This is a genomic window from Streptomyces thermocarboxydovorans (genome assembly GCF_039524635.1).
Taxonomy (GTDB): Bacteria; Actinomycetota; Actinomycetes; order Streptomycetales; family Streptomycetaceae; genus Streptomyces; species Streptomyces thermocarboxydovorans.
On sequence record NZ_BAAAGU010000074.1, the window covers coordinates 14,898 to 27,042 of the forward strand.

Genomic DNA, 12,145 nt, shown 5'->3' on the forward strand with positions numbered 1-12,145 from the left:
ACTCGCGGCGTGTTCCGCGCTGCGCCGGCCGTCCGGCAACGGGAGGTATTCGATGACCACCGCCGGAGACATCATGCACCGCGGCGCCCAGTGGATCCCCGCCCACGAAACCCTCGACCGCGCCGCTCAGTTGATGCGGGAACTGAACGTCGGTGCCCTGCCCATCAGCGACGAGAACGAGCGGCTGTGCGGCATCCTCACCGACCGTGACATCGTCGTCGACTGTGTCGCCAGGGGCCAGGATCCCGCCCGGGTCACCGCTGGCGACCTGGCCAAGGGCACACCCCGCTGGATCGACGCCGGTGCCGACATCAGCGAGGTGCTCAGCGAGATGCAGACCCACCGCATCCGCCGGCTCCCCGTGGTCCAGGACAAACGGCTGGTCGGCATGATCAGCGAAGCCGACCTGGCCCAGCACCTGGCGGACGACCAGCTGGCCTCCTGGGCGGAGAGCGTGTACGCCAGGACGACCGCCTGACCCACACCGGCCCCGTACTGCGATCCGTGCCGGCGCCGGCCGGCCCGGACCGCGGGCCGCTCAGAGCCAGCGGCTGCGGCGGAACGCCCGGTACAGCAGCAGGCACGCCACCGATATGACGCCGATGACCATGCCGTAGCCGTACCGCCAGCGCAGCTCCGGCATGTGGTCGAAGTTCATCCCGTACACACCGCAGACCATCGTCGGCACCGCCACGATCGCGGCCCAGGCGGTGATCTTCCGCATGTCCTCGTTCTGCGCGACCGTGACCTGTGCCAGGTGCGCCTGCAGGATCGAGTTGATCAGCTCGTCGAAGGAGGCTATCTGCTCCTTCGCCCGCTGCAGATGGTCCGCCACGTCGCGGAAGTACGCCTGTATGTCCGGGGCGATCACCCGGGCCGGCCGGGTGGCGAGCTCCTCCAGCGGGCGGTCGAGCGGCACCACGGCCCGCTTCAGCTCGAGGAGTTCACGCTTGAGCTGGTAGATGCGGCCCGGATCGACCCGCGCGCCGTGCTCGGCGAAGACGTCGCTCTCGACATGGTCGATGTCGAGCTGCACCGAGTCGATGACCCGCAGATAGTCGTCCACTACGTGGTCCGCGATCGCGTGCAGCACCGCGGACGGCCCCAGGGCGAGCTGCTGCCGGTCGGACTCCAGGTCCTCGCGCACCGGACCCAGCGAGCCGTGCCGGCCGTGCCGCACCGTGACGACGAAGTCCGGGCCGAGGAACACCATGATCTCGCCGGTGTCCACCACCTCGCTGGTGGCGGTGAGCTCCTCGTGCTCGACGTAGCAGACCGTCTTGAACACCGCGAAGAGCGTCTCCCCGTACCGCTCCAGCTTGGGGCGCTGATGGGCCTCGACCGCGTCCTCCACCGCCAGCGGATGCAGGTCGAACAGCTCGGCGACGCCAGTGAACTCCTCGTCCGCCGGCTCGTGCAGCCCCAGCCAGACGAAACCCTCGCCGCTCTTGCGCACCTGCCGCACGGCCTCCACCAGGTCGCCGCTCGCCGCCGTGCGCACACCGTCCCGGTAGGTCACGCAGTTGACCACCGAGGAGCCGAGCGGCGAGCGGGCCGGGTGGCTCAGGTCCACGCGTGGCCGGCGCCGGGTCAGCCGGGCGACTCTGCGCAGTCCGGCGACCCTGCCGAGACTGGTGACCTTCCGCAGTTGTGCTGCCCTCGACATCCGGCTCTCCTCGCGTGGTTCCCCCGCGCAGCGTCCGCGCTCCGCGCCTTGGCGAGCAGTCTGCCAGCACGGCCCGACCCGCGTGCGGGCCTGTGGATAGGGCTCGTTCCGCTTTGTTCCCGGCTGTGGACGAACCCTTGTTGCCGGCTGTGGACGAACCGAGTCCGGCCGCGTTCTCGCCGCGTCGCCCACCGAGGACAAGCCGGGCAAATGGAATGATCGCATCATGATGCGAACCGACGGGAACGTGCTCCACCACCGGCAGTCCGAGGCGGCGGAGGGCCACGACGCCTTCGCCGCCCTGTACGACCCCACGACGATCCGGCATCTCGAGACCGTCGGGGTCCGCCCCGGCTGGCGCTGCTGGGAGATCGGCGGCGGCCCCTCCCTGGTCTTCTGGCTGGCCAAGCGGGTCGGGCCGACCGGCCGGGTGCTGGCGACCTCGACCGACACCACCCGGCCCGCCCCCGCCGCCCGCCCGCCGGTGGAGGTCCTGAACCACGACATCGCGTCCGGCGAACCTCCTGGGGAGGGCTTCGACCTGGTGCACGCCCGGCTCCCGCTCGTGGCGGCGGCCGACCGCGAAGGGGCGGTCCGCACCATGGCCGCCGCCCTGCGCCCCGGCGGACATCTGCTGATCGAGGACACCGACCCCGAGCTCCAGCCCCTCGCCTGCCCCGACGAGCACGGCCCCGAGGAGCGGCTCGCCAACCGGCTGCGGCACGGCATCCACGAGCTCCGCACGAAGCGCGGCCAGAGCCCCGCCCAGGGCCGCGTCCTGCCCCGCCTGCTGCGGCAGGCCGGCCTCACCGACGTCAGGGCCGACGCGTACGTGCCGCTCGCCGACCCGGCCTGCGCCACGCTGGAGTCCGTCACCGTCCGGCTGTTCGGCGACCGGCTCCTCGTGGCGGGACTGGCCACCGCAGGGGACATCGACGAGCACCTCGGCAACCTCGCCTCGGGCCGGCTGGACCTGTCGGCCGCACCGCTGGTCTCCGCCCGGGGACGCAAGTCGCAGGAGCCCAAGGCTTTGTGAGGACGCTTGAGCCCCCGCGGGCCGAGGTCTCGCTGGACCAAGCCGGAGTTCAAGCTGGGCCAAGGCCGGGTCTTGCCGGGCCAAGCCGAGGCCTCACCGGACCACGGCCGAGGTCTCCCTGGACCAAGCCGAGGCCTCACCGGACCACGGCCGAGGCCTCCCTGGACCAAGCCAGAGGTCTCGCGGACCACGGCCGATCATGGCCGAAATCTTGCGGAACAGGCGTCAGAGCCGCGCCGGAGGCCGGCCGCCCACGTGTTCCACCGCCCGCGCGCCCGCCGCGCACCCGCGTGCCGCCGCCTCCTCCGGCTCCGCACCCTCCAGCAGAGCCGCGAGGAAGGCACCGGTGAAGGCGTCGCCGGCGCCCGTGGTGTCCCGCGGCACCGCCCGCACGGCCGGGACATGGGCGTAGACCGCTCCCGAACGCGCCAGCAGCGCGCCGCGCGCACCCTGCTTGGTCACCACCAGCGGGACGCTCCGGCTGAGCCGGGCCGTCGCCTCCGCAACGTCGGACAGCCCGGTGAGCAGGCAGGCCTCGTCGCGGCTGGGCAGCAGCACGTCCACACCGCCGACCAGCGCCAGGCACCGCTCGGTGCCCAGCCGCGTGATGAACCCGGCCGAGGCCGGATCCAGGCTCACCGGCACGTCCCGTGCGCGGGCGGCCTTCATGGCCACCGTCACGAACTCCCGGCCGCTCTCGCTGAACAGCAGATAGCCCGACAGATGCAGCCGGGCCACTCCGTCCAGCAACGCGTCGGACCAGTCGGCCGGTTCGAGCCGCAGCGAGGCACCGCTGTCGGTGAGGAACGTCCGCTCGGCCCTGGCGCCCTCGTCGACCAGACAGATCACCGTGCCGGTGGGCGCCTCCTCGTCGACGACGAGAGCCGGGCGCACGCCGCATGCCGTCAGCGCCCGCTCGTGCCACTCCGCCTCGTCCGCGCCGACCCGCCCCAGCAGCCGTACGTCCGCACCGCCCCGACGTGCCGCCCAGCAGGCCACATTGGCGCCCGCACCGCCCGGCACCCGCCGGACGGAGGCCGTGGTGTCCGTGCCCGGGGCCAGCGGGCCCCGGTGCCGGGCGACGACATCCGTGATCACATCACCGGCGACCAGCAGCGCTCCCGCGCGGCCCACCGTCACTCCCCGGCGTTCCAGGCCGCCGCGATCCGTGCCGCCAGGCGCACATTGCCCCGCACCGCCGCGAGATTGGCGGCGAGGGAGGCGCCGGCGGTGTGCCGCACCAGGTAGTCGAGCAGGAAGGGCGTGACCGCCTGCCCCATGACGCCCTCCCGCTCGCAGGCGTGCAGCGCCTCGGCGAGCACACGGTCGTGCAGCGCCGGGTCCAGCTGCTCGTCCTCCGGCACGGGATGCGCCACGATCAGCGCCGACTCGGGTCCGCCGAGCGCGTCCTGCGCCCGCATGACCCGGGCCACCTGCTCCGGGGTGTCCAGCCGCCAGTCCACCGGATGCCCGGAGTCCGACAGATAGAAGCCGGGGAAGCGGTCCGTGCCGTACCCGGCGACCGCGACGCCCAGGGTCTCCAGCCGTTGCAGCGTCGCCGGCACGTCCAGGATCGACTTCACGCCCGCGCACACCACCGTGATCCGGGTGTGCGCCAGCAGCGACAGATCGGCCGACTCGTCCTGCGTCACCGTCCACTGCCGGTGTACCCCGCCCAGACCGCCGGTCGCGAACACCCGCACGCCCGCCCGGGCGGCGAGCAGCGCGGTCGCCGACACGGTGGTGGCCCCGCTCGCCCCCGAGGTCACCGCGAGCGGCAGATCCCGGAGGCCCAGCTTGCGTATCCCGTCCTCGCTCGCGACCCGCTCCAGCTGGTCCTTGTCCAGACCGATGTGCGGCGAGCCGTCCAGCACGGCGATCGTCGCCGGCACGGCACCCTCCTGCCGGACGGCGTCCTCCAGCTCCGCCGCCACCTGCAGATTGCGCGGCCGGGGCAGCCCGTGCGCGATGATCGTGGATTCCAGGGCCACCACCGGCCGGCCGGACGCGAGCGCCTCCCGCACCTCATCGGACACCGTGAGCACCACTGGTCTGCCTCCCGTCTGCCGCCCTTCCCTCATCTCTGGCGGGCCGGGCGCCCGATCAAACCCCTTGCACGGCGTCCCGGAGATCGCGGAGCCTGGACGTATGACCGAAAACACGACGGACGATCATCCGACGGACGCAACACACACGGCACGCCTCGATCACATCGTCCTCTGGGTGCGCGACCCCGTCGCCGCGGCCGGCTTCTACGAGAAGGCGGTCGGCCTGGAGCCCGTCCGGCTCCCCGACTACTCCGCGGGCGAGGCGCCCTTCCCGTCGGTGCGGGTCAACGAGGAGACCATCCTCGACCTGATGCCGGTGGCCAAGGCGGAGCGGATGACGACGCTTCCCGGCGCGGCGGAGAGCGCCGGCCACCCCGTGAACCACGTCTGCCTGTCCCTGACGGCCCCCGCCTTCGACGCGCTGCGCACCCGCCTGGCGGAGCAGGGCGTACCGATGACGGACATCGGCCACGACTCCTTCGGCGCCCGCGGCCTGGCCCGGCGCAGCTTCTACTTCCGCGACCCCGACGGCAACGTCTTCGAGGCGCGCCACTACGACTGATGCGCCCCTGACGCCCTGCCCGAGCCTCAGAACAGCGGCTCGGGCAGCACCCCTTCGAGCGCCAGCAGCCGCCGCTTGGTCTCCAGACCGCCCCCGAACCCGCCGATGCCGCCGCCGCTCTCCACCACCCGGTGGCAGGGCACCACCACCGGCAGCGGATTGGCCCCCATCGCCATGCCCACCGCCTGTGCGGCACCGGGCTGACCGACCCGCCCGGCCAGGTCGCCGTAGCCGACCACCGTGCCGTACGGGACGCCGGAGGCCAGCTCCTGCAGCACCTCGCGGTTGAAGCCGGAGATCAGCGACCAGTCCAGCGGCAGCTCGAACTCCTTCCGCTCACCGGCGAAGTAGGCGCGGACCTGGCGTATCGCCTCGGCCAGCAGCGGTGCGCCGGGCTCCTCTACCGGCTCATCGCCGAACCGCGACGCGAGCCGCCGCAAGGCCGCCTCGCGCACCGCGTCGGTCGCGTGGAAGACGACGTTGACCAGGCCCCTGCGGGTCGCCGCCAGCAGCAGCGGGCCGATGCCGGTGTCCACGACGGCCCACACGACCCGCTGCTCGTCCTGCCCATGGCTGTCCATGCGGCCCACCGTACGACCCGCCACTGACAACGCGACGCTCAGCGGCTCAGAGCCGCCTGCAACCGGACGCGGCGCTCAGCGGTCACCAGCCACCGGCAGCCGGCCGCGGTGCAGCGGCCAGGAGCCGCCGACAGCAGGACGCGACGGTCAGCGGCCACCAGCCACCGGCATCAGAACGCCGCGCTCAGCCGCCCACCGCGTCCCGCACCACGTCCGGCGCGTTGCTGATGATCCCGTCCATCCCGAAGCCGGCCACCCGCCGGGCCGCGGCCGGGTCGTCCACGGTCCAGGTGAAGACCTCCATCCGCCTGCCGTGCGCGCCCCGGAAGGCCTGGACGGCCGTGACATAGCCGGCGGAGAGCGAGCCGTGCGGGGGATTGATCTGATCGGTGAAGCTCGCGTACGCGGGCAGGTCGGCCACCGCCGGCGTGCCCAGGAAGCCCGTCTTGACGGCCGGCTTCAGCTCATGCACGGTGCGCACGCTGTCGGCGCTGAAGCTCTGCACGATCAGCCGCCTCCTGGTGTGCCACCGGTCCAGCCAGCCCTCGTTGCCGAGGACCTTGAGGGTGTCACGCTCGATGCCGGGATACAGCTGAGGATGCTTGATCTCCAGCAGCAGCTTCTGATGGTGCCGCTCCACCCGGTGGAGGTACTGCTCGAGCGTCGGCACACGGGCGCCCGCGTACTCGGGGCCGAACCAGCTGCCCGCGTCCAGCCGGGCGATCTCCGCGGCCGTGAAGTCCTTCACCTTCCACGGAGCCCGGTCGGGGAAGACCTCCTCGACATCGGTGGTGCGCCGCAGATTGTCGTCGTGCAGCACCACCAGTTCACCGTCCTTGGTGCGCTGGACGTCGTTCTCCACCCAGTCGATGCCCAGCTCGGCCGCCTTGTCCACGGCCTCCAGGGTGTTCTCGGGCGCGTAGGCGGAGGCACCGCGGTGCGCGATGACCTCGGGACGCCACCGTCCGTCGCCCGTGGCACCGACGGGGGAGGCGGACAGCAGAAGGGCGGTGATGCTCAGGAGCGCGGTGGTCGAGGCGGCTACAGCGCGCAGATGCATGCGTACTCCTCGCGTCGTCTGACGATCCGATGTCACGGACGGATCAACAGTGACAGCAGAGGGTCAACGAGAAGCAGGCGCAGGATGGACAGACATTGAACGGCTGTCGCCGCACTCCGCACACTGGTGCCGCACAAGTGAGGCAAGGGCGTGTTTCTTTGCCGGAAAATCGTTCGACCTGCCGGTGGGGGCCATACTCTCTGCGTCAACCCCGACCGCCCACGCGGTCCTGGGAGGGTGCTTCCATCGGGAATTCCGGGACGCAAAGGGCGGAAGGGCAGCCGCGCATGCAAGGCACGGTCGACGGATTCAGCTACGGTCTGGTCACACCGCTGGTGGCGTACCTCACGGCCTGCCTCGGCGGCGCCCTGGGCCTGCGCTGCACCACCCGGTGCATGGCCGTCACCGGAGCCTGGCGCGCCGGCCTGCTCGCGCTGGGCGCGGCCGCCCTCGGCTCGGGCATATGGACCATGCACTTCATCGCGATGACGGGCTTCACCGTCAAGGGCACGACGCTCCACCACGACCGGGCGATGACCTTCGCGAGCCTGGCCCTCGCCATCGCCATGGCGGGCGTCGGGATCTTCATCGTCGGCTACCGGGGCGCCACCGGCGCCGCCCTGTTCACCGGCGGCACCATCACCGGCCTCGGCATCGCCTCGATGCACTATCTGGGCATGGCCAGTATCAGCCTCGACGGGGAACTGGAGTACAACACCCTCACCGTCGCCGCCTCCGTCGTCATCGCCATGGCCGCCGCCACCGCCGCGCTGTGGGCGGCCGGGCAGGTCAAGGGCTTCCTGTGGAGCGTCGGCGCGAGCCTTGTCATGGGGCTCGCGGTCACCGGCGCGCACTACACCGGCATGGCCGCCCTCACCGTCCACGTCCACGGCACGTCCGCCCCGGCTACCGGCGAGTCCGCCGGCGCCCTGCTCGCGCCGATGCTGATCGGCCCGCTGGCCCTGCTGGTCCTGGCCGGCGTCGTGGTGATCCTCGACCCGATGATGATCTCGGGACCGAAGGCCGTCCCGGCCGGCCGGCGGCCCGGCGTCCCCGCCCACCCCGCGGCTCACTCCGCACCCCACCCCACGCCGACCAGGCGCCGCCTGCGCTACCGGGGCCCGATGGAGCACCGCACCCGCACCCCGCAGCAGCGCTGACCGGACGGTCCGCCACCGCCGGCCGGCCCCCGCCCGCGGCCCGCTGTCCGGCCCCGCCCGCGGCCCGCTGCCCGGCGCTCGGAGCCCGTTGTCAGTGGCGGGTCGTACCGTGGAACACATGCGGCCCGTTTCCCAGATCGAACGCACGGTGGCGCCCTTCGAGGTCGTCAGCCCCTACCAGCCGAGCGGTGACCAGCCGGCGGCCATCGAGGAACTCGCCCGGCGCATCGAAGCCGGCGAGAAGGACATCGTCCTGCTCGGTGCGACCGGTACCGGCAAGTCCGCCACCACCGCGTGGATGATCGAGAAGGTCCAGCGCCCCACGCTCGTGATGGCGCCGAACAAGACCCTGGCCGCCCAGCTGGCCAACGAGTTCCGCGAGCTGTTGCCGAACAACGCGGTCGAGTACTTCGTCTCGTACTACGACTACTACCAGCCCGAGGCCTACGTCCCGCAGTCGGACACCTACATCGAGAAGGACTCCTCGATCAACGAGGAGGTCGAGCGGCTGCGCCACTCCGCGACCAACTCGCTGCTCACCCGGCGCGACGTCGTGGTCGTCGCCTCCGTCTCCTGCATCTACGGCCTGGGCACGCCGCAGGAGTACGTGGACCGCATGGTCCCGCTGCGCGTCGGCCAGGAGATCGACCGCGACGAGCTGCTGCGCCGCTTCGTCGACATCCAGTACACGCGCAACGACATGGCCTTCACCCGCGGCACCTTCCGGGTCCGCGGCGACACCATCGAGATCTTCCCGGTCTACGAGGAGCTCGCCGTCCGCATCGAGATGTTCGGCGACGAGATCGAGGCGCTGACCACGCTCCACCCGGTGACCGGCGAGATCGTCAGCGACGAGCAGCAGCTGTACGTCTTCCCGGCCTCCCACTACATCGCCGGCCCCGAGTGCATGGAGCGGGCGATCAACGACATCGAGAAGGAGCTGGCCGAACGCCTCGCCGAGCTGGAGAAGCAGGGCAAGCTCCTGGAGGCGCAGCGGCTGCGCATGCGCACCACCTACGACATCGAGATGCTCCGCCAGATCGGCACCTGCTCCGGCGTGGAGAACTACTCGATGCACTTCGACGGCCGCCAGCCCGGCTCGCCGCCGAACACCCTGCTGGACTACTTCCCGGAGGACTTCCTGCTCGTCATCGACGAGTCGCATGTCACGGTCCCGCAGATCGGCGCCATGTACGAGGGCGACGCCTCCCGCAAGCGCACGCTCGTCGAGCACGGCTTCCGGCTCCCCTCCGCCCTCGACAACCGCCCGCTGAAGTGGGAGGAGTTCCAGGAGCGCATCGGGCAGACCGTGTACCTGTCCGCCACGCCGGGCACCTACGAGATGTCCCGCTCCAAGGGGGTCGTCGAGCAGATCATCCGCCCCACCGGCCTGGTCGACCCCGAGGTCGTCGTCAAGCCCACCGAGGGCCAGATCGACGACCTGGTGCACGAGATCCGCAAGCGCGTCGAGAACGACGAACGGGTCCTGGTCACCACGCTCACCAAGAAGATGGCCGAGGACCTGACCGACTACTTCCTCGAACTCGGCATCCAGGTGCGCTATCTGCACAGCGACGTCGACACCCTGCGCCGGGTGGAGCTGCTGCGCGAGCTGCGCAGCGGCGAGTACGACGTGCTGGTCGGCATCAACCTGCTGCGTGAGGGCCTCGACCTGCCCGAGGTGTCCCTGGTGGCCATCCTGGACGCCGACAAGGAGGGCTTCCTGCGCTCCGGCACCTCGCTGATCCAGACCATCGGCCGGGCCGCGCGCAACGTCTCCGGCCAGGTCCACATGTACGCCGACAAGATCACCCCGGCGATGGCGAAGGCCATCGAGGAGACCAACCGCCGCCGGGAGAAGCAGATTGCGTACAACCGGGCGAACGGCATCGACCCGCAGCCGCTGCGCAAGAAGATCAACGACATCGTCGCGCAGATCGCCCGCGAGGACATCGACACCGAGCAGCTGCTCGGCTCGGGCTACCGCAAGGCGCGCAAGGACGGCGGCGGCACCAAGACCCCCGTGCCCTCCCTGGGCAAGGCGGCCAACTCCGCCAAGCCCGCCAAGGGCACCAAGGCCGCCAAGGGAGCCAAGGGCAAGGCGGCTGAGACGGTACCGACCGACCGCCCCGCGGCCGAACTCGCCGAACAGATCGAGGAACTGACCGCGCGCATGCGGGCCGCCGCCGCGGATCTGCAGTTCGAGATCGCGGCCCGGCTGCGCGACGAGGTCGCCGAGATGAAGAAGGAGCTGCGCCAGATGCAGGAGGCCGGTCTGTCCTGACCGGGCGCCTCAGAAGGGCACAACAACCCCGGTCCGCACGGACTGTGTTGCAAGACCGACACAAAGTGCGGACCTGGGTACATCACTGTCAGTGCCCCTGCGTAGGGTTCTCGGCAACCGCGTTCCGCGGCAACAGGGGAAAGCTCGAGAGGGGAATCAGCGCGTGACCGTCAACATGACCAAGGGTCAGGCCATCAGTCTGCAGAAGAACGACGGCGGCAGCCTGACCGCGGTCCGTATGGGTCTCGGCTGGCAGGCGGCCCCTCGCCGCGGCCTGTTCGGCTCGCGTACCCGGGAGATCGACCTGGACGCCTCGGCCGTCCTCTTCGCCGACAAGCAGCCCGTCGACGTCGTCTTCTTCCGCCACCTGGTGAGCGACGACGGCTCGGTCCGTCACACCGGCGACAACCTCGTCGGCGGTGTCGGCCAGGGCGGCGACGACGAGGCCATCCTCGTCGACCTGTCCCGCGTCCCGGTCCACATCGACCAGATCGTCTTCACCGTGAACTCCTTCACGGGCCAGACCTTCCAGGAGGTGCAGAACGCCTTCTGCCGCCTGGTCGACGAGACCAACGGCCAGGAGCTGGCCCGCTACACGCTGGCCGGCGGCGGCGCCTACACCGCCCAGATCATGGCCAAGGTGCACCGCGCGGGCACCGGCTGGACGATGACGGCCCTCGGCACCCCGGCCAACGGCCGCACCTTCCAGGACCTGATGCCGGCGATCCTGCCGCTCCTGTAAGCACGTAGATCACGGGCCCGGAGACCGGGCACCGATCGGGCCGGGCGGCGCCGACCAGGTCGCGAAGGCGCCGCCCCGGCCCTGCGGCGACCGGTCCGGTCCTGCGGACCCGGCAGCCGCACCGACCGCACCGGCCGCGCACGGCGGACCGCCCGGCGGCACACGACACTGCACACGCGACCACGCGACACAGGGGGACAAGGCGATGACGGCCGAGCTGGTGCGGGGACAGAACCACCCGCTCTCCCAGTCCCGTCTGGAGATCCGGATCTCGGCCGGCACTCCGGTCGTGGCCGCGGCCGCACTCGGGGACGAGGCCGGGCGGATCAACGGGGTGGAATGGGTGGCCCACCCGGGAGCGCCCACCCAGCACGGCCTGGAGGTCTCGCGGCAGGCGGCCGCCGAACACCGCCTCGCGGTGGACCTCGATGCCATGACGGAGGCCGTTCACCGGGTCAGCGTGCTGCTCGCCCTGCCCGCCTCGGGCGGCGGCGCCGGACCCGCCCGCTTCGGTTCCGTCGCGGCCCCCTTCGTCGCCGTCACCGGCCTGGACGGCACCGAGGTCGCCAGCTACACCATCACCGGCCTGGAGGCCGAGTCGGCCGTCATCGCGCTGGAGCTCTACCGGCGGCAGGGCGCCTGGAAGGTGCGCGCCGTCGGCCAGGGGTACGCCGGCGGCCTGGCCGCACTCTTCAGCGACCAGGGCCTGGACCAGGCCCAGCAGCTCGCCGGCAGCATCCACGAGGCCGTGGCCCAGGGGCTCGCCCGCTCCGTGCAGGCACCCCCGCCGCGCACCGCCGAAGGTGACCGCTCACGCCACGCCGCAGCCCCGGCGGTCGGCCCGGACCAGGGCGCCACCGCACCCCAGGGCACGCCCGCCGCACCCGCGTACGGCGGGCAGCCGGCCGGCATGCCCGGCCAGGGCGGCGGCCAGCCGCCCTACGGCGGCTCCGGCGTGCCCGAGCCGAACCCCGCGCCCACCGGCAGCCCGGTCAACTACCGCCAC

12 protein-coding genes are annotated in these 12,145 nt (G+C 71.8%); 7 read left to right on the plus strand and 5 right to left on the minus strand.

The window, feature by feature from the left end; genetic code table 11:
- Positions 1-52 precede the first annotated feature (52 nt).
- Positions 53-478, plus strand: a complete 426-nt coding sequence (locus ABD198_RS26995; protein ID WP_344006670.1) for a CBS domain-containing protein — start codon at positions 53-55, stop codon at positions 476-478.
- 60 nt (positions 479-538) lie between these two features.
- Here the strand turns inward: ABD198_RS26995 and ABD198_RS27000 are convergent, their stop codons facing one another.
- Positions 539-1,666 (minus strand): magnesium and cobalt transport protein CorA, encoded by a 1,128-nt coding sequence (locus ABD198_RS27000; protein ID WP_344006672.1) that lies wholly within the window; start codon positions 1,664-1,666, stop codon positions 539-541.
- 226 nt (positions 1,667-1,892) lie between these two features.
- On the opposite strand from ABD198_RS27000, the gene ABD198_RS27005 reads away from it, so the two are divergent.
- On the plus strand, positions 1,893-2,702 hold the full coding sequence (locus ABD198_RS27005; RefSeq protein WP_344006674.1) for a methyltransferase domain-containing protein: 810 nt from the start codon (positions 1,893-1,895) through the stop codon (positions 2,700-2,702).
- 225 nt (positions 2,703-2,927) lie between these two features.
- Here ABD198_RS27005 and ABD198_RS27010 read toward each other — a convergent pair whose 3' ends face one another.
- On the minus strand, positions 2,928-3,842 hold the full coding sequence (locus tag ABD198_RS27010; protein ID WP_344006676.1) for a carbohydrate kinase family protein: 915 nt from the start codon (positions 3,840-3,842) through the stop codon (positions 2,928-2,930).
- Positions 3,839-4,750: a pseudouridine-5'-phosphate glycosidase gene (locus tag ABD198_RS27015; RefSeq protein WP_344006680.1), complete on the minus strand. Its 912-nt coding sequence runs from the start codon at positions 4,748-4,750 to the stop codon at positions 3,839-3,841. Before ABD198_RS27015 ends, ABD198_RS27010 begins: the two co-directional genes overlap by 4 nt.
- A 100-nt stretch (positions 4,751-4,850) precedes the next feature.
- Here ABD198_RS27015 and ABD198_RS27020 point away from each other — a divergent pair, with 100 nt between their 5' ends.
- On the plus strand, positions 4,851-5,312 hold the full coding sequence (locus ABD198_RS27020) for a VOC family protein (protein ID WP_344006682.1): 462 nt from the start codon (positions 4,851-4,853) through the stop codon (positions 5,310-5,312).
- A 26-nt stretch (positions 5,313-5,338) separates the two neighbouring features.
- On the opposite strand, the gene ABD198_RS27025 is transcribed toward ABD198_RS27020, so the two are convergent.
- The gene (locus ABD198_RS27025) at positions 5,339-5,893 is read right to left on the minus strand and encodes a methylated-DNA--[protein]-cysteine S-methyltransferase (RefSeq protein ID WP_344006684.1); all 555 of its coding nucleotides are present in this window, start codon (positions 5,891-5,893) and stop codon (positions 5,339-5,341) included.
- A gap of 184 nt (positions 5,894-6,077) precedes the next feature.
- Entirely contained in the window at positions 6,078-6,953 is an 876-nt protein-coding gene (locus tag ABD198_RS27030; protein ID WP_344006687.1) for a glycerophosphodiester phosphodiesterase, read from the minus strand.
- Between the two features lie 287 nt (positions 6,954-7,240).
- On the opposite strand from ABD198_RS27030, the gene ABD198_RS27035 reads away from it, so the two are divergent.
- The 4 genes from ABD198_RS27035 to ABD198_RS27050 all read left to right on the plus strand — a co-directional run.
- A complete protein-coding gene (locus ABD198_RS27035; protein ID WP_344006690.1) occupies positions 7,241-8,113 on the plus strand; it encodes an MHYT domain-containing protein in 873 nt (290 codons plus the stop codon).
- Positions 8,114-8,231: 118 nt separating this feature from the next.
- On the plus strand, positions 8,232-10,397 hold the full coding sequence (uvrB, locus tag ABD198_RS27040) for an excinuclease ABC subunit UvrB (RefSeq protein ID WP_344006692.1): 2,166 nt from the start codon (positions 8,232-8,234) through the stop codon (positions 10,395-10,397).
- 163 nt (positions 10,398-10,560) lie between these two features.
- Positions 10,561-11,139: a TerD family protein gene (locus ABD198_RS27045; protein WP_344006694.1), complete on the plus strand. Its 579-nt coding sequence runs from the start codon at positions 10,561-10,563 to the stop codon at positions 11,137-11,139.
- Positions 11,140-11,344: 205 nt separating this feature from the next.
- Positions 11,345-12,145: TerD family protein (locus ABD198_RS27050; protein ID WP_344006696.1), on the plus strand; the 801-nt coding region annotated here is incomplete at its 3' end.

Excerpts from the sequence above, each read along its gene's own strand:
- uvrB (WP_344006692.1), top strand. The coding sequence starts at position 8,232 with ATGCGGCCCGTTTCCCAGATCGAACGCACGGTGGCGCCCTTCGAGGTC.
- ABD198_RS27020 (WP_344006682.1), top strand. The coding sequence starts at position 4,851 with ATGACCGAAAACACGACGGACGATCATCCGACGGACGCAACACACACG.
- ABD198_RS27025 (WP_344006684.1), bottom strand. The coding sequence starts at position 5,893 with ATGGACAGCCATGGGCAGGACGAGCAGCGGGTCGTGTGGGCCGTCGTG.
- ABD198_RS27000 (WP_344006672.1), bottom strand. The coding sequence starts at position 1,666 with ATGTCGAGGGCAGCACAACTGCGGAAGGTCACCAGTCTCGGCAGGGTC.
- ABD198_RS27035 (WP_344006690.1), top strand. The coding sequence starts at position 7,241 with ATGCAAGGCACGGTCGACGGATTCAGCTACGGTCTGGTCACACCGCTG.
- ABD198_RS27030 (WP_344006687.1), bottom strand. The coding sequence starts at position 6,953 with ATGCATCTGCGCGCTGTAGCCGCCTCGACCACCGCGCTCCTGAGCATC.
- ABD198_RS26995 (WP_344006670.1), top strand. The coding sequence starts at position 53 with ATGACCACCGCCGGAGACATCATGCACCGCGGCGCCCAGTGGATCCCC.
- ABD198_RS27005 (WP_344006674.1), top strand. The coding sequence starts at position 1,893 with ATGATGCGAACCGACGGGAACGTGCTCCACCACCGGCAGTCCGAGGCG.